Here is a 24,302-nt window from a genome sequence, read left to right as displayed (position 1 = left end):
GTCCGGCGGGACGCGCTGTGCCTCCGCCCGACCGGACTCCGGTTCGTCTCCTGCGTGCCGACGAAGTTCCCTGGCCGAGAGCGAAGAACGATGGATGTCCTGCCGCCACCCGCCACGAGGGGAGTCTGGTCCCCGCACCGGTCCCCGGGCCGGTCCCCGCACCCGCTTCCCGTGCCGGTGAAGACGCTCGCGGCGTCCAGCCACCGCATGGCCGAGGCCGGTTGCCCTCACTGACCGGGCTGCGTTTCCTTGCCGCCCTGGCGGTCTTCTGCTGCCACGCAGGACTCATGTGGCAGCAGGCGGGCGGGTGGCCCGGACTCCGCGTGCTCAATCCCGGTGGCCCGCTGGGGGTCCTGCTCTTCTTCGTGCTCAGCGGATTCGTGCTCACCTACTCGTCCCGCCCGCAGGACGGCGCCCGGACGTTCTGGCGTCGCCGAGCCGCCAAAATCCTGTCGTACGCCTTCTGTCTGGTGCACTTCACGATCCTGGCGGCCTTGTTCCACGTGTGGGGCGGGGGCTGGTACGTGGTGCCGATCGGCTTGGCTCTGGCCGGGATTTTGCCCGTATCGGCCGCCGTCTACCGCTTCGTCGAGTACCCCTGCTGTCGCGCCGCGGGTGCTGCCAAGGGACCGAGCCCGCGCTGGTGGGGCCGAGGTCGCCGCGTCGGGTGACGGCGGTGTCCGGGGTCAGGGGGTGAGGGGTTTGGCGAAGCAGCGGCTTGCTTCGTAGGTGCGGTAGTAGCCGAATTTTGTGCAGGGTTCGTAGCCGCTGGAGGTGTACAGGGCTATGGCCTCGGGCTGTTCGGTGCCGGTTTCCAGGACCATGCGGGTGCGGCCGGCCGATCGCGCGTCGTCCTCCAGGATGCTGAGGATGCGTCGGGCCAGGCCCAGGCCGCGCATCTCGCGGATGACGAACATGCGCTTCAGTTCGGCGTCGCCGTCCTCGTTGCCCTCGCCGTTGTCGTCCTGGCTGCGCCAGCCGCCGGTGGCCACGGCGCGGCCCAGCTCGTCGTAGGCGATGAGGTACACGCCGTGCGGCGGCTCGAAGTCGGACGGCTCCAGGATCGTGGCGTCGCCGCCGTCGCCGTAGCGCTCGCGGTACTCCGCCTGGACCTCGTCGCTGAGCTTGACGGCGTCGGGGTGGTCGAAGGAGACCCGGCGTATTTTCATGTCGGTCATTGTATGTGTATGCGCAATCGGGGGGAATGGGATTCCGGACGCCGTCCAGTGTGCCGGTAGCGCGGCCGGTATCGTGCCCGGGTGCTCACCGTGACCTCCGTGAACGTCAATGGACTGCGTGCCGCCGCGAAGAAGGGCTTCGTGGAGTGGCTCGCCGACACCTCCGCCGATGTGCTGTGCCTCCAGGAGGTGCGTGCCGAGCCGGAGCAGTTGCCGGCGGGGGTCCGCGCCCCCGAGGGGTGGCACGTCACCCATGCTCCCGCCGCCGCCAAGGGGCGCGCCGGTGTCTCCCTCTATACGCGCCGTGAGCCGGACGCCGTCCGGGTCGGGTTCGGGTCGGCCGAGTTCGACGGCAGCGGCCGTTACGTCGAGGCCGACCTGCCCGGTGTGACGGTCGCCTCGCTCTACCTCCCGTCCGGCGAGGTCGGCACCGACCGGCAGGACGAGAAGGTCCGCTTCATGGGTGAGTTCCTCGCCTACCTCAAGGGCTTGCGTGAGCGGGCCGCCGGAGAGGGGCGCGAGGTGGTCGTCTGCGGTGACTGGAACATCGCCCACCAGCAGGCCGACCTGAAGAACTGGCGCGCCAACCAGAAGAACTCCGGCTTCCTGCCGGAGGAGCGGGAGTGGTTGAGCCGGGTGCTCGACCGGGCCGATGGTGGGTACGTGGACGTCGTGCGCGAGCTGCATCCCGAGGTCGACGGGCCGTACACCTGGTGGTCGTACCGGGGGCGGGCGTTCGACAACGACTCGGGGTGGCGGATCGATCTTCAGGTCGCGACGCCCGGTCTCGCGAGCAGGGCCGTGAAGGGGTACGTGGAGCGGGCGGCCACGCACGGCGAGCGCTGGTCGGACCATGCGCCGGTGACCGTCGTCTACGAACTCTGACCGTCGTCGAGGCGTTGGCGGAGTCGTCGGTCCAGGGCCAGTGACAGTTCTGCCGCTACGACGCCGGCGGCCAGGGGGCGCAGGCGGGGCAGGGTGGTCTCGTCCGTGTGGCGCAGGACGAGGGTGGTGAAGAGGTCGGCGAGGGCGTCGGCGTGGGCGCGGACGCGGGTGGCGGCGGCGAGGACCTCGGCGAGCGGGATGCCCTCGCGGACCAGGGCCGCCGAGACGTCGAGGAGGCGGCGGCTGATGTGGACGATCTCGTCGCCGTCCGTGCCGAGGTAGCCGAGGTCGAGGGCGGCGGCGAGGTTCTCGGTGGTGACCTGGCCCTCGAAGCGGGCGGCGAGTTCCTCGGGGGTGAGGCGGACCGGTTCCTCCTCGGTGGGGCCGCCGACGCCGAGCAGGTCGGCGACGTCGCGGCCGTGGTCGAGGGCGTCGGCCAGTTCCGCGATGCCGGTGAGGGTGTGGCCGCGCTCCAGCAGCGCCGCGATCGTGCGCAGCCGGGCCAGGTGATGGTCGTCGTACCAGGCGAGGCGGCCCTCGCGGCGGGGCGGCGGGAGGAGTTTGCGCTCGCGGTAGAAGCGCAGCGTGCGGACGGTGATGCCGGCCTTCCCGGCCAGTTCCTCCGTCCGGTACTCCCGCCGGGGCTCCTGCCGGCGCTCGCGCTGCTGCCGCTGCTCCCGCTCGTCCGTCACGGCGGAAGCCTATGTCGTGCCGTCGGGGCCGAAGCGGCGGCCGTTGGCGCAAATGTCGCCGTTCTGGCCCTACCCATCGGTACGGGGCTGCTTTACGCTCCCATTGCGCCAGTGTTCACTGGCGCGGTCGCGGGAGTCGGGCAGCGGGAGGTTTCGGGATGACCGAACACGTACGGGTGGCGGTGATCGGGTCCGGCTTCGGGGGGCTGGGGGCCGCCGTGCGGCTGCGCCGCGAGGGGATCACCGACTTCGTCGTCCTGGAGCGGGCGGACGGCGTCGGCGGGACCTGGCGGGACAACGACTACCCGGGGTGCGCCTGCGACGTGCCCTCGCACCTGTACTCCTTCTCCTTCGCGCCCAACCCGGACTGGCCGCGCACCTTCTCCGGGCAGCGGCACATCCGGGCCTATCTGGAGCGGGTGGCGGACGTGTTCGGGCTGCGCCCGCATCTGCGCCTGGGCACCGAGGTGCTGCGGATGACGTGGGACGCGCGCGAGCTGCGCTGGGACATCGAGACGAGCGCGGGGCGGTACGTCGCCGATGTCGTCGTCTCCGCGACGGGGCCGCTGTCCGAGCCGAGGATCCCGGAGGTGCCGGGGCTCGACACCTTCCCCGGCAAGGTCTTCCACTCGGCGCGCTGGGACCACGGCCACGATCTCGCCGGGCAGCGCGTCGCGATGGTCGGGACCGGGGCGTCCGCGATCCAGATCGTGCCCGCCATCCAGCCCGACGTCTCGCGGCTCACGCTGTTCCAGCGCACCCCGCCGTGGGTGATGCCCCGCGTCGACCGGGCCATCAGCGGCGTCGAGCGCGCGCTGCACCGCGCCCTGCCCGTCACCGCGCAGGTGCGGCGCGGGATGCTGTGGGGCATCCGGGAACTCCAGGTGCAGGCGTTCACGAAGCACCCGAACGAGCTGGGCTTCGTCGAGCGGATCGCGAAGCGCAACATGGCCCGGTCCATCAAGGATCCGGCGCTGCGCGCCCGGCTCACCCCGGACTACCGCATCGGCTGCAAGCGGATCCTGCTGTCGAGCACCTACTATCCGGCGCTCGCGCAGCCCAACGTGGACGTCGTCGCGAGCGGGCTGAGCGAGGTGCGGGGGTCGACGCTGGTGGCCGCCGACGGGACCGGGACCGAGGTCGACGCGATCGTCTTCGGCACCGGGTTCCGGGTCACCGACATGCCGATCGCCGACCGGGTGGTGGGTGCCAACGGGCTGACGCTCGGGGAGAGTTGGAAGGGCGGCATGGAGGCGCTGCGGGGCGCGTCCGCCGCCGGGTTCCCCAACTGGATGACGATCATCGGCCCCAACACGGGCCTCGGGAACTCCTCGATGATCCTCATGATCGAGTCCCAGTTGAACTACATGGCCGACTATCTACGGCAGTTGGAGGTCCTCGGGGGCCGCGCGGCCCTCTCCGCCCGGCCGAGTGCCGTGCACGCCTGGAACCGGCGGGTGCAGGAGCGGATGCGGCGCACGGTGTGGAACACGGGCGGCTGCACCAGTTGGTACCTGGACGCCAACGGTCGTAACACCACCATCTGGCCTGGTACGCCTAGTGAGTTCCGGCGGGCGACTCGACGGGTGGACCTCGCGGAGTACGAGGTGCTGCGCGCAACCCCCGTCGTAGAGACGGGCGTTACCCAGAAGCGTGCCGAGAGCGACGGGGTGACCGCGTGACCTCCTCCGGCTCCTCCCGCGCCTCCCGTGTGATCCCCTTCCGTGAACTCACCGCCGTCTCCGCCGACGGCGCTCCGCTGCATGTCGAGGTGCACGGCCTCGAGACCGGTCCCGCTGTCGTCCTCGCCCATGGCTGGACCTGCTCAACTGCCTTCTGGGCGGCCCAGATCCGGGATCTCGCCGTCGATCACCGGGTCATCGCCTACGACCAGCGCGGCCACGGGCGGACCCCGGCGAGCGCGGTGTGCAGTACGGACGTCCTCGCCGACGATCTGGAAGCCGTCCTCGCGGCGACGCTCGCGCCCGGGGAGAAGGCCGTGATCGCCGGTCACTCGATGGGCGGGATGACGGTGCTGGCGGCGGCCGGCGGGGACGTCTTCCGCAGGCATGCCGGTGCCGTCCTGCTGTGCAGCACCGGGGCCTCGCGGCTGGTCGCCGAGTCCACGCTCGTACCGATCCGGGCGGGGCGGCTGCGGACCTGGCTGACCGGGCACGTCCTCGGGTCGCGCGCGCCCCTGGGGCCGGTCACGCCGGTCGCGAAGGCGGTCCTCAAGTACGCGACGATGGGGGCCGGTTCGGCACCGCACCTCGTGGAGACGTGCGCCCGGATCGTGCACGCCTGCCCGCGCACGGTGCGCCGCGCCTGGTCGCACGTCCTGAACGTGCTCGATCTCGACCACGCCGTACGGGAGTTGAGCGTGCCGACGGCGGTGATCGTGGGCACCGGCGACCGGTTGACGCCGCCGGTGCACGCCCGCCGGATCGCCGCCGCGCTCCCGCAGTGCGTCGGGCTGACGGAGCTGCCCGGCCTCGGCCATATGACGCCGGTCGAGGCACCCGAGTTCGTCACGGCACGCATACGTGAACTCGTCTCCACCTACACGCAGTTGAAGGAGGGCGCATGAGCGGCGGAATGGGCGGCAGGGTGAGTCTCGACGGGCAGGTCGCCGTCGTGACCGGGGCGGCGCGGGGCGTGGGCGAGCTGCTCGCCCGCAGGCTGTCCGCGCGCGGGGCGACGGTCGCGCTGGTCGGACTGGAGCCCGACCTGCTCAAGCAGGTGTCCGAGCGGCTGCCCGGCGACAGCGGTCACTGGTACGCCGACGTCACCGACCACGAGGCGATGACGCGGGTCGCGGCCGAGGTGAAGGAGCGCTTCGGGAAGGTGGACGTCGTCGTCGCCAACGCGGGTGTCGCGGGCGGCGGGCCGTTCACGGACTCCGACCCGGAGGTCTGGCGGCGGGTCATAGAGGTCAACCTGATCGGCTCGGCGGTGACCGCCCGCGCGTTCCTGCCGGTGCTGCTGGAGAGCCGGGGCTACCTGCTCCAGATCGCGTCCCTCGCCGCGATCGCCCCCGCCCCGATGATGACCGCCTACTGCGCGTCCAAGGCGGGCGTGGAGGCGTACGCGCACAGTCTGCGCGCCGAGGTCGCGCACCGGGGCGTGCGGGTCGGCGTCGGCTACCTGTCGTGGACCGACACCGACATGGTGCGCGGGGCCGACCGGGACGACGTCATGCGGGAGTTGAGGCAGCGGCTGCCGTGGCCCGCGAACAAGACGTACCCGCTCGGGCCCGCCGTCGACCGGATCGTCGCCGGGATCGAGCGGCGCTCGGCGCACGTGTACGGGCAGGGGTGGCTGCGGGGCATGCAGGGCGTACGCGGCTACCTGCCCGGGATCATCGGCGCGGCCGGCGCCCGCGAGATGCGGCGCTTCGCACCCAGGGTGCGGGGGATAGGAACAGGGCTGGTCGGGGCGGGCGGCTCCGCCGACGAGCAGGCAAGGATCACGCAGCGTAGTTGATCGACATGCGCGGCGTGAGCGCCCGTGTGAATCTGGTCGAGGCCCCACCACGGGGCCCCAACCGCCTCATCTCCCACAGGAGTGAACCCACATGGGTATGAAGGACAAGTTCCAGGACCAGTCCGAGCAGTGGAAGCAGCAGGCCAAGCAGAAGGCCGAGCAGGGCAAGGAGCAGGTCCCCGGCCGCGGTAAGAAGCGGCCGGGCGAGACCAGCCCGGAGCGTACGCGGCGTCCGGAGCAGGAGGAGTCCGAGCGCCGTGCGCCGGAGTCTCCTCGCTACTCCGACGACGTGATCTGACGCGGAGCGCTCTGCGCGACGCGCATCGGAAGGGGTGTCCCCGGTTGCGGGGGCACCCCTTCTCCGCTGCGCTTCTTCACTGCGCGGCGTGCGCGACGAAACCGACCCAGGCGGCACGAGAGACGGCGAGTTTGCCGTGGGCGGGGTTCTTGGAGTCACGGACGTGGATGGTGGCGGGGGTGGTTGCCACCTCCACGCAGTCGCCGGGTTCGTTGTTGTCGCTGTAGCTGCTCTTGAACCAGTCGAGCGCGATTTCGACGCAGTCGCCGGGTTCGGGGCCGCTGCTGTAGCTGCTCTTGAACCAGTGGAGTTCAGTGGTGCTCATAGTCTCCCCAGGGCTTGCTCGATGAAGGCCTGCGACTCTCTCGGCGTGAGAGCCTGCGCCCGGATCATGCCATAGCGCAGTTCAAGAATCCGAAGATCCCTGGGGCTTGAGACCGGGCGTCCGTTGAACGCACCGGCGGAACGCCCGATCGCCGTGCCGTCAGCGAACTTCAGTACCTGGATCCGGCCCGCTGTTCCGGCGTGCTCCTCGAGATCGGTCGGCATGACCTGGAGCGTCACGCTCCTCAACTTCGTTACCTCCAAGAGGTGTTCGAGCTGTCGGCGCAGCACCATCTTCCCACCATAGGGACGTTCGAGGGTCACCTGCTCCTGGACAAAACTGATGGTTGGCGCTGGGTCCCGCTTGAAGACGGCTTGACGGGCCATGCGTGCAGCAGTTTCCCGCTTCACGACCTGTTCGGGATGTGCAGGCTGCCGCATCTCGAACAGAGTTCGCGAGTACTCCGGTGTCTGCAACAGGCCGTGGATGTTGTGACTGCTGTAGAGCAGCATCTCCACCGCCCGCTCTTCCATCTGCGTCAGTTCCGGCACCTTTTTCGGATACCGGGCCTTGCGCATGTCCTCCATGAATGCTCTGAGATGCCCTTGCGCCTTCAGGACATGGTCCGCCTTGTCCAGGAACTCCGGGCGGGGAATGCGGGTACCCCGCTCCATCTTCCGGATCATGTTCTCGCCGTAGCCCATGATGTTCGCGAACTCCGCAGTCGGTATGTCGGCCGCCTCCCGGCACACCTTGAGCAGGCGCCCCACCGCCTGAACCAATGGCTCGATCACGTCCCCGGGTTCGACATCCCAACCCGCATCATCCGCACCTTCGCTCATGTCCACCTCCAACGCGCACCCGTACCCGTGCGTCACCTGGGACAGCCGTGACAGCGCGGGACAAAGCCGGGACAGTCACGGTACGCACAGCCGTCGTCACTGATCACCGTAGATGGATTCCGCCACTCTGGGTGATGTGAACCAACAGACGCGTGCCCCTGGAAACGAACTCACCTCTCACTTCCGTGACTTCACCGTGCTGCTGTCACCGACACCCCGCGGTGCCCGCCTGGCAAGGCTCCTCGCGACGGAACAATTCCGTTCCTGGGGGGTCCCGTTGGACGGCGCGGCGCAGATCGTCGCCGAGCTGGCGGCCAACGCCTCGACCCACGGCCGGGTACCGGGACGGGACTTCCGGCTCAGTCTCTACGTCATCGCCGACACGCTCCGTATCGAGGTGACCGACACCCGGGGCGACCGGCTCCCGGTGCTCGGCAGCCCCGACGCCGATGGCCCGTCCGGCCGGGGTCTCCTCCTGGTGGACCGGCTCGCCGACCGGTGGGGCGTCGTCCCGGAGCCGTGTCCCCGTAAGACGGTGTGGGCGGAGATCGTGCTGCCGAAGTGGGCCGACTCGTAAAAGAAGCCGGTGAGGGCACCCCGTCCCCACGGAGCCCTCACCGGCTTCTTTCAAGCGAACTGGCAGGTCAGGTATGTCAGACCCGGACCAGTTCGCGGTCCTCGTCGCCGTCGCGGGAGGCGTCGGCGTCCTGCGTCCGCAGCCCCTCGCCCTCGACGTCCACGTTGGGCAGGGCGCGGTCCAGCCACTTCGGGAGCCACCAGGCCTTCTTGCCGAGCAGGGCCAGTACCGCCGGCACGATCGCCATGCGGACGACGAACGCGTCGAAGAAGACGGCGATCGCGAGGCCGAAACCGATCATCTTGATCATCGGCTCACTCGCGCCGATGAAGCCCGCGAAGACGGCGATCATGATGACCGCCGCGGCGACGACCACCCGGGCGCTGTACCGGAACCCGGTCACCACCGCCTGCCGGGGGCTCTCGCCATGGACGTACGCCTCGCGCATGCGGGTCACGAGGAACACCTCGTAGTCCATCGCCAGGCCGAACACCACGCCCACCATGAAGATCGGCATCATGGACATGATCGGGCCGGTCTCCTGGACCCCGACGAGGCCGCCCAGCCAGCCCCACTGGAAGACCGCGACGACCGCGCCGAGCGCCGCCAGCACGCTGAGCAGGAAGCCGAGTGCCGCCTTCAGCGGGACCAGGATCGAGCGGAACACCACGATCAGGAGCAGGAAGGCGAGGCCGACGACCAGTCCCAGGTAGGGGATCAGCGCGTCGTTGAGCCGCTGCGAGAAGTCGATGTTCATCGCCGTGACGCCGGTGACCAGCACCTTCGCGTCGGTGTCGGCCAACGCCGCGCTGCCCGCGTCCCGGATGCCGTGCACGAGTTCCTCGGTCTGCGCGGAGGACGGCTTCGACTTCGGGATGACGGTGATGATCGCGGTGTCGCCGGGCTGGTTGAACATCGGCGGGGTCACCGTCACGACGTCCTTGAGACCCTTGACCTCGTCGGTCACCGCGGCGGCCGCGGCCTTCGGGTCGGCGCTCTTCTTGGCGTCGACCACGAGCGTCAGGGGGCCGTTGAAGCCGGGGCCGAAGCCCTCCGACAGGAGGTCGTAGGCGCGGCGCTGCGTGGTGGACGTCGACTGCGAGCCGTCGTCGGGCAGGCCCAGTTCCAGGTGGGTGGCCGGGACCGCCATCGCGCCCAGGCCGACCACGCCGAGCAGCAGCACGGCGACCGGACGGCGTACGACGAAACTCGCCCAGCGCGTGCCCATGTTGGGCTTGGCCGCCGTTCCCGAAGAGCTCTTGTCCTGCTGCGTGTTCTTGCCCTTGCGCTTCTCGCCGGCCGGGTGGATCTTGCGGCCCGCGTAGCCGAGCAGCGCCGGCATCATGGTGAGGGCGATGAGGACGGCGACGACGACCGTGCCCGCCGCCGCGAGGCCCATCTTCGTCAGCACCGGGACGTTGACGACCGCGAGTCCGGCCAGTGCGATGACGACCGTGAGGCCCGCGAAGACGACCGCCGAGCCGGCGGTGCCGGTGGCGCGTCCGACCGCTTCCTCGCGGTCTCGTCCCTCGGCGAGTTCGGCCCGGTAGCGGGAGACGATGAACAGGGCGTAGTCGATGCCGACGGCGAGGCCGATCATCAGGGCGAGGGTGGAGGTGGAGGAGTCGCCGAGGCCGAGGGTGCTGGCGAGGGCGGTGATGGTGGAGACGCCGATGCCGACTCCGATGATCGCCGTCAGCAGCGGCAGTCCGGCCGCGACCAGCGAGCCCAGGGTGATGACGAGGACGACCGCGGCGATGGCGAGGCCGATGATCTCGCCGGCCATCGCGGGCGAGGGTTCGGCCTGGAGTGCGTCGCCGCCCATCTCGACGGTCAGCCCGGCGGCGTGCGCCCGGTCGACGACCGCCTTCGCGGCGTCCTTCGCGGAAGCCTTCAGCTCGGGGGCCGCGACCTTGTACTTCACCGAGGTGTAGGCGACGGTCCCGTCCTGGCTCACGGCCTGCGTCGTGAAGGGGTCGGTGACGGAGGCGACCTCGGAGCCGGTGCGCAGCTCCTTGACGGCCCGGTCGACGATCGCCTTGTTGGCGGCATCGGTCGTCTTCTCGCCGGCCGGCGCCTTGAAGACGATCCGAGCGTTCGCGCCGTCGGCACTGGCCTGCGGGAAACGCTGTTCCAGCAGGTCGAAGGCCTTCTGGGCCTCGACGCCGGGTATCGAGAAGGAGGACGCGCCCGCGGTCGGCGCGGAGGCCGCGCCGACTCCGGCGAGCGTCAGCAGCGCCACCCAGATGAGGGCTACGAAGTGCCGTCGCCGAAAGGCGAACCGGCCGAGTTTGTAGAGGAACGTGGCCATGGAGGCGTCTCCCGGTCAGGTCGTGGGTGGTTCGGGGCAGGGATGACCAACCCGGCGAGGAAGGCAGGGGTGATCGGCCCGACGACGTGAGCGGGACGTCAGGAAGGGCGGCGGACCGTGGGGACGGTCAAAGGGGGGTGTTCAGAAGGGTTCAGAATGGTTCAGCAGGGGGTTCAGGTGATGGTCGTGACGGGTGCGCGGAGGGCGGGGAGGACCACCGCGTCGATGTACGAAAGGAGGTACGCCACCGTCGGCGGCTGCTCGTCGAAGAGGGTGCGGGCGGCGAACGCGCCGATCACCATGGGCATCATGAAATCGATCGCCGGGCTGTCCGGATGGATCTCACCCCGGTCGATGGCCCGGTCCAGCACACGGCGGAACGCGGCCAGCTCCGGTTCGACGAGATGTTCCTTGAGCGCCTTCAGGAGGGCCTTGTCGTCGTGGACCGCCATGGCCAGACCCCGCATCAGCGCGGAGTTCTGCTCGATCTGGCAGTCGTCCGACCGCTGTGTGAGGGCGTGCAGGTCGCCCTTGAGCGACCCCGTGTCGGTGTCCGTGAAGGGACCGCCCGGCTTGTTGTGCCGGACCGCCTTCGCCACCAGCTCCGGCTTGCCGCCCCACTGGCGGTAGAGCGTCGCCTTGCTGGAACGGGTGCGGGCCGCGACGGCGTCCATGGTGAGGGCGTCGTAGCCGACCTCGCGCAGCAGGTCGAGGACCGCTCCGTACAGCTCGGCCTCGCGCTGGGGGGTGATGCGGCTGCGACGCGACGTTGCGCTCTCAGTCATCCCGCTCACCCTTCCGCTGTGCACCGGGTACAGCTCTTGCATGTCTGTCGTGCACGACGAATGTAGCGCACTCTTATGCGAAACGAAACTGTTTCGTACGTGTGCTGGCTCACGCACGAGTTGCTGTGCTCCGGGCCCCGGAAAAGCATGGGGACGTGACGTATCTGCGGCTGCCCCATCTCAGCGGTGACCTGTTGTGCTTCGTCGCCGAGGACGACCTCTGGCTGGCGTCCCTTGCCGACCCGGGCCGTGCCTGGCGGCTCACCGTCGACCGCACCAAGGCCGGGCACCCCCGCTTCTGCCCCGACGGCCGCCGCATCGCGTACACGAGCTGGCGCAGCCTCGTCCCCGAGATCCACCTCGTGGCCGTGGACGGCGGACCGGCGCGGCGGCTGACGTACTGGGGCAGCTCCGACACCCAGGTCCGCGGGTGGACGCCGCCCGACGAGGACGGCAACGCCGACATCCTCGCCGTCGCCTCGCACGGCGAACCCTTCTCCTACTTCACCTGGGCCTACAAGGTGCCCACCGACGGCGACCCCGGCAGTCGACTGCCCTGGGGGCCCGTCTCCGACCTCCAGGTCGCCGAGATCGACGGCGAGCGCAGGACGCTGCTGCTCACCGGCACCCCGCCGCACGAACCCGCCGCCTGGAAGCGGTACCGGGGCGGGGCCACCGGCCGGCTGTGGCTGCACGGGCAGCGGCTCCTGGAAGGCCTCGACGGGCATCTCGGCTCCCCTCTCTTCGTCGGCGGACGCATCGCGTTCCTCTCCGACCACGAGGGCGTCGGCAACCTCTACTCCTGCGCCTACGACGGCTCCGACCTGCGCCGGCACACCGACCACGACGCCTTCTACGCCCGGCACGCGGCGAGCGACGGCACCCGGGTGGTGTACCAGTGCGCCGGTGACCTGTGGATCGTCGACGACCTCGCCGCCGACTCCGAGCCGCGCCGGATCGACGTACGGCTGAGCGGGCCGCGCGCCGGGCGGCGGCCCTACCAGATCCCGGCCGCGCAGCACGTGGACGGCATCTCCGTCGACGAGACCGGGCGGGCGAGTGCCGTCGTCGTCCGGGGCAGCCTGTACTGGCTGACGCACCGCGACGGCCCCGCCCGCACGATCGCCGACACCCCCGGGGTGCGGGTGCGGCTGCCGGAGATGCTCGGTTCCGGCGGGCAGGTCGCCTACGTCACGGACGCGGCGGGCGAGGACGCCGTCGAGATCGCCTACCTGCCGCGCGCGACCGGCGACCGCGCGCCCCGGCGGCTGGCCTCCGGGCGGCTCGGGCGGGTGCTGGAGATGGTCTGCGACCCGCAGGGCGAACGGCTCGCCGTCGCCGCGCACGACGGACGGCTGCTCCTCGTCGATGTGACGGAGGACGTGACGGAGGAATCGGGCGGCGAGGTCACCGAGTTGATCTCGTCGGTCAACGGGCCGGTGCGCGACCTCGCGTTCTCGCCCGACGGGGCGTGGCTGACCTGGTCGCATCCGGGCATCGGGCGCTCGCTGCGCCAGATCAAGATGGCCCGCATCCAGGACCGGCTGATCATCGACGTGACCAACGGCCGCTTCGAGGACGAGAACCCGGTGTTCACACGGGACGGCCGCTACCTCGCCTTCCTCTCCTGGCGCGGCTTCGACCCGGTGTACGACGTGCACACCGGCGACCTGTCCTTCCCGCTGGGCTGCCGGCCCTACCTGGTGCCGCTGTCGTCGGCGACGCCGTCCCCGTTCGCGCTGACCCCGGAGGGCCGTCCGGCGGCCGGCGGCCTCGACCCGGTGACGGACGACGAGGGCGGCGGCGACGGCGCGGTGACCGTCGAGACCGAGGGGCTGGAGAGCCGGGTCACGCCGTTCCCGGTGACGGCGTCCAAGTACTCGGCGCTGTACCCGGTGGCGGGCGGCGGGCTGGTCTGGCTGCGCTGGCCGATCTCGGGGGCGCTCGGCGAGACGTTCGCCAACCCGGACGACACCAGCGGGCGGCCGACGCTGGAGTACTTCAACATCAGCAAGGCGAAGAAGTCCGAACTCGTCGGCGACCTCGACTGGTTCGCGCTCAGCGGGGACGGCACCCGGCTGGTCGTCGTCGACGAGGGCGAGCTGCGGGCGGTGCCGTCGACCGAGTCCGGTGACCTCGACTCCACCGTCTGGATCGACCTGCGGCGCATCCTGCACGAGGTCGACCCGGGCGCGGAGTGGCGGCAGTCGTACGAGGAGGCCGGGCGGCTGATCCGCGCCTACTTCTGGGAGCCGGGGATGTGCGGCATCGACTGGGACGCGGTGCTCGACCAGTACCGGCCGCTGGTCGAACGGGTCGCCTCACCCGACGAGTTCGCCGACCTGCTGCGCGAAGTGCTGGGCGAGCTGGGCACGTCGCACGCGTACGTCACCGCCGCCCGCCGCAACGAGGGGCCGCCGCACTACCAGCGCCCGCAGGGGCTGCTCGGTGCCAACTTCGTTCGCCGGAACGGCGGTTGGACGGTCGGACGGATCCTGCCCGGCGAGTCCTCCGACTCCAAGGCACGGTCGCCGCTGGCCGGCACCGGCATCCGGGAGGGCGCGGTGCTCACGCATGTGGACGGGCGTCCGGTGGATCCGGTGACCGGGCCGTACCCGCTGCTCGCCGGTGCGGGCGGGACGACGGTGGAGTTGACCTTCACCCCGGCGGAGGGCGAGAACGGTCACGCGCGCCGGGTGGCCGTCGTCCCGCTGACCGACGAACGCCCCCTGCGCTACCAGGACTGGGTGGCCAAACGGCGGGCGGTGGTGCGGGAGTTGAGCGGCGGGCGGTGCGGGTACCTGCACATCCCCGACATGGGCGGCTCGGGCTGGGCGCAGTTCAACCGCGACCTGCGGATGGAGGTGTCACGGCCCGCGCTCATCGTCGACGTGCGCGGCAACGCGGGCGGCCACATCAGCGAACTGGTCGTGGAGAAGCTGACGCGCACGATCCTCGGCTGGGACCTCACCCGCGACGCCCAGCCGGTGTCGTACGCCTCGAACGCCCCGCGCGGGCCGGTGGTCGCGCTCGCGGACGAGGCGACGTCGTCGGACGGCGACATGATCACGGCCGCGTTCAAGCTGCTGAAACTCGGGCCCGTGGTCGGCCAGCGCACGTGGGGCGGTGTGGTCGGCATGACCGGCCGCCACCAGCTCGGCGACGGCACCGTCATCACCGTACCGATGAACGCCGCCTGGTTCGACGCGTACGGCTGGTCGGTGGAGAACCGCGGCGTCACCCCCGACCTGGAGGTCCTGCGCACCCCCCTGGACTGGGCCGAGGGCCGCCACGCCCAACTCGACGACGCCATCCGGCTCGCCCTGGACCTCCTCGCCCTCACCCCGCCGGCGACCCCGCCCGACTACACGGCCGTCCCGGACCGCTCCCGCCCGAAGCTGCCGCCGCGCGTGTCGGGGGGCTGAGGAGCGCTTGGGCGTGGCGGGGAGCACCCTGGAAGCAGGAGTTCCGGAGGTGACCGTCATGACCACCATGCACACCGCTGTGCGTACCGCTGTCGGCTGGCATGTCGAGCTGGAGTTCGAGGAGGACGACCGGCACACGCGCGCGGTCGCGCTGGTCCGTCTGCCCGACGGGACCGAGGTCAGGGCCCACGGGCACGCCAGCCGGCACAACGTGGACGCCAACCAGCCCAGAGTCGGCGAGGAGATCGCCGCCGCCCGCGCCCTCAACGAGATCGCCATGAACCTGCTCACCAAGGCCCATGGCGAGATCGACGACGCGTCGGGGCGGACGTCTCACTCGATCAACGTATAAGGGCCGCTGGCGCTGTCGCTGCGCGTAGCGCTCGTAGCAGTGCCTGTGCTCGTGGGTCCGCCGTCACGCTCGTACGGAAGCCGTTGGTGACGTAGCCGAGGGCGAGGCCCGACTCCGGGTCGGCGAGGCCGAGGGCGCCGCCGCGGCCCGGGTGGCCGAAGGAGGTGGGGGACAGGAGCGGGGACGCGGGCCCGTGCAGCATGTAGCCGAGGCCGAAGCGGGTGTTCACGACGAGCACGCGGTCCGGGCCGGACGACTGCTCGCCGCGCGCCAGCTCCACCGTCTCCGGGCGCAGCAGCCGCACCCGGCCCCCTGCCGCGCTGTCCACCTCGCCGATCAGCGACGCGTAGAAGCGGGCCAGGCCGTCGGCGGTGGCGATGCCGTTGGAGGCGGGGAGGGCGGCGGCCCGGTAGGCGGGGTCGTTCTCGTCGGGGAGCGGGGTGATCGCGGCGAAGGCGCGGTGGGTGAGGGAGGCGGGGTCGGCGTAGGCGGCGGCGACCGCGGGCTTGGGCCGGGTCTTCAGCGTCCCGGCGTGCGCGGGCGCGTCCACCGGCCCCACGCGCCCCACCCGCGCGCGCTGCGCCGCCGGCAGCCCGAGCCACAGATCGGCCCCCAGCGGCCCGGCGATCTCGTCGGCGATCCACTCCCCGACCGGCCGCCCGGTGACCCGTCGCACCAGCTCACCGGTCAGCCAGCTATATGTCTGCGCGTGGTACCCGTGGTCGGTCCCCGGCTCCCAGGACGGCGGCTGCGCGGCGACCGCCGCCGCGCCCCGCTCGGGGTCGGCGGCCTCGGCGGGCGTCAGCGGGCGGTCCAGCACGGGCACGCCCGCGCGGTGCGCGAGCAGATGCCGTACGAGGGTGCGCTCCTTGCCCGCCGCCTTGTACTGCGGCCAGTACGTGCCCACGGGCGCGTCCAGGTCCAGTTCGCCGCGCTGGTGCAGGAGGAGCAGGGCGGCGGCGGCCACGCCCTTGGTCGCGGAGCGCACGATCTGCGCGGTGCCGTGCTCCCAAGGGGCTGTGCCGTCTACGTCTCTGGTACCACCCCACAGGTCGACGACCTTGCGCCCGTCCCGGTAGACGGCCACCGCCGCGCCCCGGTCCCCGAGCACCTCGAAGTTCCGGACGAACGCCTCCCGGACCGGCTCATAGCCCTCGGCCACCGTGCCGTGCACGTGCATGTCCGCGCCCATGTCCACGTCCGTACTCCTCGCTCGGCTTGCTCGACTTGTCGACTCTTCAGCCAAGCAGGATCGTCACGTCGATGTTCCCGCGGGTCGCGTTCGAGTACGGGCACACCTCGTGCGCGGCGGCCACCAGCTTCGCGGCCAGCTCGCTGTCCAGGACGGGGAGGGAGACGCTGAGGGCGACCGCCAGCCCGTACCCCTTGCTCCTGTTCGGGCCGATGCCGACCTTCGCGGCGACCGTCGAGCCGGTCAGGTCGAAGCCCGCGCGGTTGCCGACGAGGATCAGCGCGTTGTGGAAGCAGGAGCTGTAACCGGCGGCGAAGAGCTGCTCGGGGTTGGTGCCGTTGCCGTCGCCGCCCAACTGCGGCGGCATCGCCACCTTCAGCTCGATCTGACCGTCCTGGCTGGTCACGTACCCGTCGCGACCGCCGTGCGCGGTCGCCTCGGCGACGTACATGATTTTCGTCGGACGCGTGTCGACGGTACCGACGTCAGTGACGTCATCGACTGTGCCGCCGGTGCCGGCAGCGGCGCCTTCGGTCATGCGGGACCTCCCCCAGAGACTTCCCCAATTACCTTGTGCACAAGGTACCGGCCGGTAGTAAGGCGCTTGCTTGCCAGGGGGTAGTAACCGTGGGTAACTTCAGGTGGGGTCGGTGGTGGGCTCGGCGGGCAGCGGGCCCAGCGGGCTCGGCCGGCTCAGCGCGCGAGGTCTGCCGCGTCCTGTGCGCGTTCCGCGAGCCCCCACAGTTCCTCGCGCAGCCGTGAGGCCTCCGCCGCCACGAGTCCCGTCGACGCGAGCATCGAGCCGGGTACGCGCTCCGCGCGCCCCTTCAGTTCCTCGCCGCGCCCGGTGCACGCGACGAGCACCGAGCGCTCGTCGTGCGCCGCGCGCTCCCGGCGCACCAGCCCCGCCGCCTCCAGCCGCTTCAGCAGCGGCGACATCGTGCCGTAGTCCAGCCACAGGGCCGCCGCCAGCTCCTTGACGGTGGTCTCGCCGCGCTCCCACAGCACCAGCAGCACCAGGTACTGGGGGTAGGTGAGACCCAGCTCGTCCAGGAGCGGGCGGTACGCGGCGGTCATCGCGCGCTGGGCCGCGTACAGCGCGAAGCACAACTGCTCGTCGAGGAGCAGCGTGCCGCCGGCGGTGGGTGCCTCGTTCGTCACGCGCCCATTGTCGCGGAGCGCGGGTCGAATCCGAACGGCAGCTCCAGGCGATGGGCGCGCATGAGGGCGTCGTCGGCGAGCAGTTCGCCGGTCGGGCCGTCCGCCGCGATCACACCGTCGCTGAGGATGAGGGCGCGCGGGCACAACTCCAGGGCGTACGGCAGGTCGTGCGTGACCATGAGGACGGTGACGTCCAACGACCGGAGGATGTCGGCCAGTTCGCGGCGCGAGGCGGGGTCGAGGTTGGACGACGGCTCGTCCAGGACGAGGATCTCCGGCTCCATCGCGAGCACCGTCGCGACCGCCACCCGCCGCCGCTGCCCGAAGGAAAGGTGGTGCGGCGGACGGTCCTTGAACTCCGCCATGCCGACCTGCGCGAGCGCGTGATCGACGCGCGCCTCCAGCGCAGGGCCCTTCAGCCCGGCGGCGGCCGGCCCGAACGCCACGTCCTCGCGCACCGTCGGCATGAAGAGCTGGTCGTCCGGGTCCTGGAACACGATGCCGACCTTGCGCCGGATCTCGGCCATGTACCGCTTGCCGACGGGCCGTCCGGCCACCGTCACCGTGCCCGCGCCGCCGGTCAGGATGCCGTTGAGATGCAGCACGAGGGTCGTCTTGCCCGCGCCGTTCGGCCCGAGCAGCGCGACGCGCTCCCCGCGCGCGACGCCGAAGTCCACGCCGAACAGCGCCTGATGGCCGTCGGGGTAGGCGAAGGCGAGCCCGGAGACTTCGAGAGAAGCGGTCACAGCGTCCATCTCACAGCGTCCATCCCAGTAGGCATACGACAAGGGCGGCACAGGGCAGCGCGAGGGCGTACGACCACTGTGCCCGGTCCGCGGTCACCTCGTCGATCACCGGCATCGAACCGGCGTACCCCCGGCTGATCATGGCGAGGTGCACGCGCTCGCCGCGCTCGTAGGAGCGGATGAACAGCGCGCCCGCCGACTTCGCGAGCACCCCCCAGTGCCGCAGGCCCCGCGCCTGGAAGCCGCGCGACTCCCGGGCGATCCGCATCCGCCGCATCTCGTCGGTGATGACGTCGCCGTAGCGGATCATGAACGACGCGATCTGCACGAGCAGCGGGGGCAGCCTCAGGCGTTGCAGGCCGAGGAGCAGTTCGCGCAGCTCCGTGGTGGACGCCAGCAAGACGGAGGCGGCGACGCCCAGGGTGCCCTTCGCGAGGACGTTCCACGCGCCCCACAGCCCGTTGACGCTGAGGGACAGCCCGAGGACGTCCACCCGCTCGCCCTGCGCCACGAACGGCATCAGTACGGCGAACGCGACGAACGGCACCTCGATCAGCAGCCGTTTGAGCAGGAAACCGACGGGCACGCGCGCGTGCCGTGCGACGCAGCCCAGCAGGACGGCGTACACGCCGAACGCCCACATCGCCTCCCGTGGCGTCGACACCACGACGACCACGAAGGCGAAGGACGCGGCGAGCTTGGTGTGCGGCGGCAGCGCGTGCACGCGCGAGTGCCCGTGCCGGTAGAGGCGATGCGCGTGGCCCGCGCCCACGCCGTCAGGCGCTCTCTACGGCGGACGGCGACACGCCCGCCGTACCGTCGCCATCGGCCGTACGGCGGCGGCGCACCGCCCAGAACACCGCGCTGCCCGCGACGACGGTCGTGCCGACGCCGATGACGCCCGCGAGGCCGCCGGAGAGGCGGGCGTCGGCCACGTCCTTGACGCCGTAGTCGGCGAGCGGGGACCCGGCGTTCGCGTGCTTCTCGGTCTTCGCGTCGATGCCCTGGTCCGCGGCGACCTTCTCCAGGCCGTCGGGGCTGGCGGAGGCGTAGAAGCTGACGAACCCGGCGAGGACGAGGGAGGCGGCCAGCCCGGTCGCCCACAGCGTGCGCCGCGAGGTGCGCGCCGCCACGGGCGCTGTGCGCGCCCCTTCGGCGGCGGGCACGTCCACGAGTGCGCCGTTCACCCGCAACTGGAGCTTCTGTTGCAGGCCGCGTGCGCCGTGGACGAGGTCCGGGCGGACGGCGACGACCGCGCCCACGGTCAGCGCGGTGATGACCGCCTCGCCGAGGCCGATCAGCACGTGCACGCCGATCATCGCGGTGGCCACCTGGCCGATCGCGACGTCGGTCGTGCCGCCGATCCAGTAGACGAACGTGAAGGCGACGGCGGCGGCCGGGACGGACAGCACGGCGGCGACGAACGCCGCGGCCGTGATGGACCGGCGACCGCGCGGCAGCACCTTCACCAGGGCGCGGAAGACGGCGTACGACACGACCGTCGTCACGATCGCCATGTCGGTGATGTTGACGCCGAGCGCGGTCAGGCCGCCGTCGGCGAAGAGGATGCCCTGCATCAGCAGGACCACGGACACGCACAGGATCCCGGTGAAGGGGCCCACGAGGATCGCGGCGAGCGCGCCGCCGAGCAGATGGCCGCTGGTGCCCGCCGCGACGGGGAAGTTCAGCATCTGCACGGCGAAGATGAACGCCGCCACCAGGCCGGCCAGCGGCGCGGTCCGGTCGTCCAGCTCACGGCGCGCGCCGCGCAGGCTCACCGCGATGGCCCCCGCGGCGACGACGCCGGTCACGGCGGAGGTCGGGGCGTTGATGAATCCGTCGGGTACGTGCACCCGTCGATGATAGTGGCTTAATGCGAACGGTTCGCAAGAGCGAGAAGCTTGTCTGTTGAGCGGCGATCGGGGTAGGCGATCGGGGTAGGTGATCGAGGTAGGCGGTCGGGGGTAGGTGTATCGCAGATGTGAGATACGGCGGCACGGAGGAGCGCATTCCGGAAAATATGGGACATTGGAGGGGGAGTGGACACACAGGTTCCCCACAGGTCACGTTGCGTGAGAGGCCCGGTCGATGTCTGTAGTCGAGCAGTACGCACGAGCCCACATCGTCACCGACGCGGACCATGTGGAGGAGGAACGCGAGACCGTCCCCGTCGTCCTGCGCTACGACCCGGAGGACGACCCCCGTTCGGTGCGGGTCGGACTGCCCGACCGGCATGAGTGGACGTTCGCCCGCACGCTCCTCGAACAGGGCCTGCGCGCCCCGGCCGGCACCGGCGAGGTGCGGGTGTGGCCGTTGGGGCGCGTCCAGGCCGTCGTCGAGTTCCACTCCTCGCACGGCGTCTCGGTCGTCCAGTTCGAGTCGAAGACGCTGCTGCGGTTCCTGCGCCGCACGTACACGGCGACAGCGGCGCAGCCCGTCCGCCACTAGCCGCGCCGACGGGCCGGGGGCGTCAGCCGCCCATCCGCAGCAGGGCCGCCACGATCGGGCCCGCCGTGTCGCCGCCGTGGCCGCCCGCCTGGACGACGCCGGCCGCCGCCAGGTCGCCGCGGTAGGCGGTGAACCAGCCGTTGGGCTTGTCCTGGTTGTCGACCTCCGCCGAGCCCGTCTTCGCGCCGTAGTCCGGGCCGAGGCCGGACATCGCCTCGGCGGCGGTGCCGGCCGCGGCGGTGTAGTTCATCAGCTCCCGCACCTGCGCCAGCGTGGTCGACGACATGGTGCGCGAGGCCGTCGCCAGCGTGCGGCCGTCCACGGACGGGGCGACCAGGTACGGCTGGTGGAAGGTGCCCGCCTTCACGGTCGCGGCGACCGACGCCATGTTCAGCGGGTTCATCCGCACCCCGCCCTGCCCGATCAGCGAGGCCGCCATCTGGGCCGCCGACTGCACCGGCACCTGCCCGTCGAAGGACGGCACGCCGATCGCCCAGTTGTCCATCGACAGGCCGAAGACCTGCTGCGCCTGCTTGGTCAGACTGTCGTTCTCCAGCTCGGGGGCCTGGCTGATGAAGGCGGTGTTGCAGGAGCGGGCGAAACTCGCCTTGAAGGTGCCGCCGGTGATCTGGAAGTCGTCGTCGTTGTGGAACTTCCAGCCGCCGTACGTGAACGTCTTCGGGCACGGGTGGACCTTGTCCGCCGACGCCAGGTCCTTCTCGATGAGCAGCGACGACGTGATGACCTTCATCGTGGAGCCCGGCGCGAGCGAGCCGTTGAACGCGGTGTTGAAGCCGCGGCTCGCGTTCGCCACCGCGAGGATCTCGCCCGTGGAGGGGCGCAGCACGACCACCGAGGAACGCGCGGTCGCCGCCACCTGCTTCTCGGCCGCCGCCTGGAGGGTCGGGTTCAGCGTGGTCTTCACGGTGCCCGGGGTGCCCTTGCTGAGCTCCAGCAGCGTCTTGTCGGAGGCCTTCTTCGCCTTCGCCGCCGTGCCGCGCACCACCTGGAGCTCCACGCCCGCCTTGCCGCCCGCCTTCTTGCCGTACTTCTCGCGCAGCCCGTCCAGGACCGGTTCCAGGGACGGGTACTTGGCGGTCGTCAGCTCGCCGCCGTCCCGGTCGACGGCCTTCACCGGCGGGGTGCCGGACTCGCCGGTGACGAGCCGGTCGCCGTCCAGCAGGTCCGGGTGGACGACCGACGCGTGCCAGTCGACCTGCGCCTTGCCGTTCTTCGGGTTGCGGACGACGGTGAGCGCGCTGGCGTACGTGAGCGGCTTGCTGACGTCCTTGTACTTCACTGTGCCCGTCACCGAGAACGGGACCTTGGCGCCGGTGGCCCGGCCGGCGGTGAGGGCGACGCCGGTGATGTGGGCGTCCTTGGTGTAGCCAATGAGGAGGGCGGTCGCGGCGGTGGAGTCGTCCGTGGCGGCGGCGGCCTGCGCCACCTTGCCCTGCTGCCAGGCCGTCAGGAACGTCGCGGCCAGGGTCTTCGCCTCGGCCGCCGACGGCGGGTCGGCCCTGACCCGGGGCACCTGCGTGCCGTTGGCCGCCGCAGCCGAGCCCTCGTCGGCCGCCGCCCCGCCCCCGTACAGCGCGTAGACGCCGAAGCCGGCCCCGCCGACGACGACGGCGATCATGCCGCCGGCCACGGCGGGACGCCGCCTGGCCTTGCCGCGCCGTTCTTCGACACGCCTTCTCTTGCCCACTGTCAGATCCTCCGGATCCCCAGGGGCTCTCCCCCCGGCCCCGCTGCCCTCGTTGCCCTCACTGACCCCAACGACGGCCCTCAGCCTAGAGTCCCGTCCTGTGCGATGACGTCACGTGTGACGTCAGCCACCCATCGACAGTCCCCCGGCGGGTTCAGCCCGCGCGCAGCACCTCCGCCACGATCGGGCCGGACGCGTCGACGCCGTGGCCGCCGTCCTGGGTCATCGCGGCGGCGGCGACGTCGTCGCGGTAGCCGGTGAACCAACTGTCGGACTTGGCGTGCCCGTCGACCTCGGCGGAGCCGGTCTTCGCGCCGATCCGGCCGCTCAGCCCGGCCATCACCTCGGCGGCCGTGCCGCTGGTCGCGGTGCGGTTCATCATGGAGCGCAACTGCTGCACGGTGCTCGACGACAGTCCACGCGCGCGTGCCGGTTCGCGGCCGTCGAGGCTCAGCGGCACGATCACCGGCTGCCTGAAGGCACCCGTCATCGCGGTCGCCGTCACCGACGCCATGTTCAGCGGGTTCATCTGGACCTTGCCCTGGCCGATCAGCCCGGCCGCGGTGTCCGGGCCGCCGGCCGCCGGGACGGAGCCGTCGAAGGACGGGATGCCGGTCTGCCAGTCGAGGCCGATGCCGAAACGGTCGGCGGCCTCGTCGGTCAGCGAGTCGACCTTCACCTCGTCGGCGAACTTCACGAACGCCGTGTTGCAGGAGCGCGCGAAGCTCTCGGAGAGCGTCGCGTTCTCGTTCGGCGTCATGCCCTTGAGGTTCTGGAAGGTCTGGCTCTCCGACACGGCCGACGGCGGGCAGGGCGCGGGGCCGCTCGCGGTGGTGAGGCCGTTGTCGATGAGGGTGGCCGCGCTGATGATCTTCATGGTGGAGCCGGGCGCGACCTCCCCGAGGAACGCGGCGTTCCAGCCGTCGGTGCGGTGGTTGGCGACCGCCAGCACCTCGCCGGTGCTCGGCTTGACGGCCACCACCGACGACTCGGGGTACTTCCGCACCGCCTTCTCCGCCGCCGCCTGGACGCTTGCGCTGAGTGTCGTGGGCAGCTTGCCCGCCCTGCCCTCGGCGAGGGTCAGCAGCGGGGTGTCGGCGGTCTCCGGGTCGGCGTGCTTCACCGCCAGCTCGATGCCGGCCGTGCCGCCCGCCGCGTCGCCGTACTTGGCGCGCAGTTGGTCCAGGATCGGCCCCAGGGACGGATACTTCTCCTTCGTGAGGATGACGCCGTCACGGTCCACGGCCTCGATCGGCGGGGCCGCCGACGCGCCCGTCACCAGCGTGTCGTCCATGTCCTTCAGCCCCGGGTACACGACCGACGGCTGCCAGTCCACCAGCGCCTTACCGGTCGTCAGACCCCGCACCACGGTGAGCCGGCCGCTGTAGGCGAGCGGCTTCGACTTTCCGTCGTACGACACCGTCGCCTTGACGGTGTACGGCACGCTGTCGCCGACCGCCGCACCCGGTGTGATCTTCACCCCGGTGATGTGCGCGGCCTGCCCGTACGAGGTCAGCAACGGCTCGGCCTTCGCCGCGTTGTTGGTGAGCTGGGCGGCCACCGCGGCCTGCCCCTGCTCCCACGCGGCGAAGAACCTGCCGCTCACGTCCTTCACCTCGGCCGCGCCGGGCGGCCCGGTCTTCACGGCGACGGGTTCGTTCCCGCCGCCCGCGCCGCCGCCACCGCTGCCGCCGCCCCCGTCGAGCGCGTTCACGATGTTGAAGGCGCCGTACCCGGCCCCGCCCACCATCACGGCGAACACCGCCCCGACGACGCCCGCCTTGGCCCCCTTGCGCATGCTGTGCCCCTTCCCCCGTCAGTCCCGGAACACGTCCCCCATCGTTCTGAACGTGTTCAGAAAGCTCTGCTCGGGCTCACAGTAGGCGGAAAGGGG

At 71.3% G+C, this 24,302-nt stretch carries 24 protein-coding genes; 10 read left to right on the top strand and 14 right to left on the bottom strand.

The window, feature by feature from the left end; all coding sequences use genetic code 11:
* Positions 1–17 precede the first annotated feature (17 nt).
* Positions 18–671, top strand: coding sequence for an acyltransferase family protein (locus BMZ82_RS18295; RefSeq protein WP_256251977.1), 654 nt, complete (start codon positions 18–20; stop codon positions 669–671).
* 15 nt (positions 672–686) lie between these two features.
* On the opposite strand, the gene BMZ82_RS18290 is transcribed toward BMZ82_RS18295, so the two are convergent.
* On the bottom strand, positions 687–1,169 hold the full coding sequence (locus BMZ82_RS18290; protein WP_093777124.1) for a GNAT family N-acetyltransferase: 483 nt from the start codon (positions 1,167–1,169) through the stop codon (positions 687–689).
* A 90-nt stretch (positions 1,170–1,259) separates the two neighbouring features.
* Here BMZ82_RS18290 and BMZ82_RS18285 point away from each other — a divergent pair, with 90 nt between their 5' ends.
* A complete protein-coding gene (locus BMZ82_RS18285; protein ID WP_093777042.1) occupies positions 1,260–2,063 on the top strand; it encodes an exodeoxyribonuclease III in 804 nt (267 codons plus the stop codon).
* Here the strand turns inward: BMZ82_RS18285 and BMZ82_RS18280 are convergent.
* On the bottom strand, positions 2,051–2,755 hold the full coding sequence (locus BMZ82_RS18280) for a MerR family transcriptional regulator (protein WP_093777040.1): 705 nt from the start codon (positions 2,753–2,755) through the stop codon (positions 2,051–2,053). The two genes, BMZ82_RS18285 and BMZ82_RS18280, sit on opposite strands and share 13 nt — an antisense overlap.
* Positions 2,756–2,913: 158 nt before the next feature.
* Here BMZ82_RS18280 and BMZ82_RS18275 point away from each other — a divergent pair, with 158 nt between their 5' ends.
* The 4 genes from BMZ82_RS18275 (at position 2,914) to BMZ82_RS18260 (ending at position 6,536) form a co-directional block, all read left to right on the top strand.
* Positions 2,914–4,437 carry a flavin-containing monooxygenase gene (locus BMZ82_RS18275; RefSeq protein ID WP_256251976.1) on the top strand — a complete coding sequence of 508 codons (1,524 nt, stop codon included), beginning with the start codon at positions 2,914–2,916 and terminating at the stop codon, positions 4,435–4,437.
* Positions 4,434–5,342, top strand: a complete 909-nt coding sequence (locus tag BMZ82_RS18270) for an alpha/beta fold hydrolase (RefSeq protein WP_093777038.1) — start codon at positions 4,434–4,436, stop codon at positions 5,340–5,342. Before BMZ82_RS18275 ends, BMZ82_RS18270 begins: the two co-directional genes overlap by 4 nt.
* A gap of 8 nt (positions 5,343–5,350) precedes the next feature.
* Positions 5,351–6,238, top strand: coding sequence for an SDR family oxidoreductase (locus BMZ82_RS18265; protein WP_093777036.1), 888 nt, complete (start codon positions 5,351–5,353; stop codon positions 6,236–6,238).
* A 91-nt stretch (positions 6,239–6,329) separates the two neighbouring features.
* Positions 6,330–6,536, top strand: a complete 207-nt coding sequence (locus BMZ82_RS18260; RefSeq protein ID WP_093777034.1) for a hypothetical protein — start codon at positions 6,330–6,332, stop codon at positions 6,534–6,536.
* Between the two features lie 76 nt (positions 6,537–6,612).
* Here BMZ82_RS18260 and BMZ82_RS18255 read toward each other — a convergent pair whose 3' ends face one another.
* The gene (locus BMZ82_RS18255) at positions 6,613–6,861 is read right to left on the bottom strand and encodes a DUF397 domain-containing protein (RefSeq protein WP_093777032.1); all 249 of its coding nucleotides are present in this window, start codon (positions 6,859–6,861) and stop codon (positions 6,613–6,615) included.
* Complete coding sequence (locus tag BMZ82_RS18250; protein WP_093777122.1) at positions 6,858–7,703, bottom strand: helix-turn-helix domain-containing protein; 846 nt, start codon at positions 7,701–7,703, stop codon at positions 6,858–6,860. Before BMZ82_RS18250 ends, BMZ82_RS18255 begins: the two co-directional genes overlap by 4 nt.
* A gap of 112 nt (positions 7,704–7,815) precedes the next feature.
* On the opposite strand from BMZ82_RS18250, the gene BMZ82_RS18245 reads away from it, so the two are divergent.
* Complete coding sequence (locus tag BMZ82_RS18245) at positions 7,816–8,280, top strand: ATP-binding protein (RefSeq protein ID WP_256251975.1); 465 nt, start codon at positions 7,816–7,818, stop codon at positions 8,278–8,280.
* Between the two features lie 76 nt (positions 8,281–8,356).
* Here the strand turns inward: BMZ82_RS18245 and BMZ82_RS18240 are convergent, their stop codons facing one another.
* Together BMZ82_RS18240 and BMZ82_RS18235 are read right to left on the bottom strand one after the other, a co-directional pair.
* Entirely contained in the window at positions 8,357–10,591 is a 2,235-nt protein-coding gene (locus BMZ82_RS18240; protein WP_093777027.1) for an MMPL family transporter, read from the bottom strand.
* 173 nt (positions 10,592–10,764) lie between these two features.
* Positions 10,765–11,376, bottom strand: a complete 612-nt coding sequence (locus tag BMZ82_RS18235) for a TetR/AcrR family transcriptional regulator (protein WP_093777025.1) — start codon at positions 11,374–11,376, stop codon at positions 10,765–10,767.
* A gap of 155 nt (positions 11,377–11,531) precedes the next feature.
* Between BMZ82_RS18235 and BMZ82_RS18230 the strand changes: the two genes are divergently transcribed.
* Positions 11,532–14,801 (top strand): S41 family peptidase, encoded by a 3,270-nt coding sequence (locus tag BMZ82_RS18230; protein WP_093777023.1) that lies wholly within the window; start codon positions 11,532–11,534, stop codon positions 14,799–14,801.
* Positions 14,802–14,868: 67 nt separating this feature from the next.
* Positions 14,869–15,153, top strand: a complete 285-nt coding sequence (locus tag BMZ82_RS18225; RefSeq protein ID WP_093777120.1) for a DUF1876 domain-containing protein — start codon at positions 14,869–14,871, stop codon at positions 15,151–15,153.
* Here BMZ82_RS18225 and BMZ82_RS18220 read toward each other — a convergent pair.
* The 6 genes from BMZ82_RS18220 to BMZ82_RS18195 form a co-directional block, all read right to left on the bottom strand.
* Positions 15,143–16,333 (bottom strand): serine hydrolase domain-containing protein, encoded by a 1,191-nt coding sequence (locus BMZ82_RS18220; RefSeq protein ID WP_093777118.1) that lies wholly within the window; start codon positions 16,331–16,333, stop codon positions 15,143–15,145. The genes BMZ82_RS18225 and BMZ82_RS18220 overlap by 11 nt on opposite strands.
* 58 nt (positions 16,334–16,391) lie before the next feature.
* Positions 16,392–16,883, bottom strand: a complete 492-nt coding sequence (locus tag BMZ82_RS18215) for an organic hydroperoxide resistance protein (RefSeq protein ID WP_371271252.1) — start codon at positions 16,881–16,883, stop codon at positions 16,392–16,394.
* A gap of 155 nt (positions 16,884–17,038) precedes the next feature.
* Positions 17,039–17,506, bottom strand: coding sequence for a MarR family winged helix-turn-helix transcriptional regulator (locus BMZ82_RS18210; protein ID WP_093777021.1), 468 nt, complete (start codon positions 17,504–17,506; stop codon positions 17,039–17,041).
* Positions 17,503–18,261, bottom strand: coding sequence for an energy-coupling factor ABC transporter ATP-binding protein (locus BMZ82_RS18205; RefSeq protein WP_093777019.1), 759 nt, complete (start codon positions 18,259–18,261; stop codon positions 17,503–17,505). Before BMZ82_RS18205 ends, BMZ82_RS18210 begins: the two co-directional genes overlap by 4 nt.
* A gap of 1 nt (position 18,262) precedes the next feature.
* Positions 18,263–19,024 carry a cobalt ECF transporter T component CbiQ gene (gene cbiQ / locus BMZ82_RS18200; RefSeq protein ID WP_093777017.1) on the bottom strand — a complete coding sequence of 254 codons (762 nt, stop codon included), beginning with the start codon at positions 19,022–19,024 and terminating at the stop codon, positions 18,263–18,265.
* Positions 19,025–19,028: 4 nt separating this feature from the next.
* Complete coding sequence (locus BMZ82_RS18195; RefSeq protein WP_093777015.1) at positions 19,029–20,105, bottom strand: energy-coupling factor ABC transporter permease; 1,077 nt, start codon at positions 20,103–20,105, stop codon at positions 19,029–19,031.
* 235 nt (positions 20,106–20,340) lie between these two features.
* Between BMZ82_RS18195 and BMZ82_RS18190 the strand changes: the two genes are divergently transcribed.
* Positions 20,341–20,700, top strand: coding sequence for an SsgA family sporulation/cell division regulator (locus BMZ82_RS18190; RefSeq protein ID WP_093777013.1), 360 nt, complete (start codon positions 20,341–20,343; stop codon positions 20,698–20,700).
* 22 nt (positions 20,701–20,722) lie between these two features.
* On the opposite strand, the gene BMZ82_RS18185 is transcribed toward BMZ82_RS18190, so the two are convergent.
* Positions 20,723–22,408, bottom strand: coding sequence for a penicillin-binding transpeptidase domain-containing protein (locus tag BMZ82_RS18185; protein WP_093777011.1), 1,686 nt, complete (start codon positions 22,406–22,408; stop codon positions 20,723–20,725).
* Between the two features lie 154 nt (positions 22,409–22,562).
* Entirely contained in the window at positions 22,563–24,206 is a 1,644-nt protein-coding gene (locus BMZ82_RS18180; RefSeq protein ID WP_093777009.1) for a penicillin-binding transpeptidase domain-containing protein, read from the bottom strand.
* Positions 24,207–24,302: the final 96 nt, after the last annotated feature.

Source organism: Streptomyces sp. yr375 (genome assembly GCF_900110755.1).
In the GTDB taxonomy this organism is placed as follows: domain Bacteria; phylum Actinomycetota; class Actinomycetes; order Streptomycetales; family Streptomycetaceae; genus Streptomyces.
The sequence above is the reverse complement of the archived record's forward strand: the minus strand, read 5'-3'. Positions and strand labels throughout refer to the sequence as shown.

Bases quoted from the DNA above. Each gene is read 5' to 3' on its own strand.
- BMZ82_RS18290 (WP_093777124.1), bottom strand. From the start codon at position 1,169: ATGAAAATACGCCGGGTCTCCTTCGACCACCCCGACGCCGTCAAGCTC.
- BMZ82_RS18275 (WP_256251976.1), top strand. From the start codon at position 2,914: ATGACCGAACACGTACGGGTGGCGGTGATCGGGTCCGGCTTCGGGGGG.
- BMZ82_RS18265 (WP_093777036.1), top strand. From the start codon at position 5,351: ATGGGCGGCAGGGTGAGTCTCGACGGGCAGGTCGCCGTCGTGACCGGG.
- BMZ82_RS18260 (WP_093777034.1), top strand. From the start codon at position 6,330: ATGGGTATGAAGGACAAGTTCCAGGACCAGTCCGAGCAGTGGAAGCAG.
- BMZ82_RS18255 (WP_093777032.1), bottom strand. From the start codon at position 6,861: ATGAGCACCACTGAACTCCACTGGTTCAAGAGCAGCTACAGCAGCGGC.
- BMZ82_RS18250 (WP_093777122.1), bottom strand. From the start codon at position 7,703: ATGAGCGAAGGTGCGGATGATGCGGGTTGGGATGTCGAACCCGGGGAC.
- BMZ82_RS18245 (WP_256251975.1), top strand. From the start codon at position 7,816: ATGGATTCCGCCACTCTGGGTGATGTGAACCAACAGACGCGTGCCCCT.
- BMZ82_RS18240 (WP_093777027.1), bottom strand. From the start codon at position 10,591: ATGGCCACGTTCCTCTACAAACTCGGCCGGTTCGCCTTTCGGCGACGG.
- BMZ82_RS18235 (WP_093777025.1), bottom strand. From the start codon at position 11,376: ATGACTGAGAGCGCAACGTCGCGTCGCAGCCGCATCACCCCCCAGCGC.
- BMZ82_RS18225 (WP_093777120.1), top strand. From the start codon at position 14,869: ATGCACACCGCTGTGCGTACCGCTGTCGGCTGGCATGTCGAGCTGGAG.
- BMZ82_RS18220 (WP_093777118.1), bottom strand. From the start codon at position 16,333: ATGCACGTGCACGGCACGGTGGCCGAGGGCTATGAGCCGGTCCGGGAG.
- BMZ82_RS18215 (WP_371271252.1), bottom strand. From the start codon at position 16,883: ATGACCGAAGGCGCCGCTGCCGGCACCGGCGGCACAGTCGATGACGTC.
- BMZ82_RS18205 (WP_093777019.1), bottom strand. From the start codon at position 18,261: ATGGACGCTGTGACCGCTTCTCTCGAAGTCTCCGGGCTCGCCTTCGCC.
- BMZ82_RS18190 (WP_093777013.1), top strand. From the start codon at position 20,341: ATGTCTGTAGTCGAGCAGTACGCACGAGCCCACATCGTCACCGACGCG.
- BMZ82_RS18180 (WP_093777009.1), bottom strand. From the start codon at position 24,206: ATGCGCAAGGGGGCCAAGGCGGGCGTCGTCGGGGCGGTGTTCGCCGTG.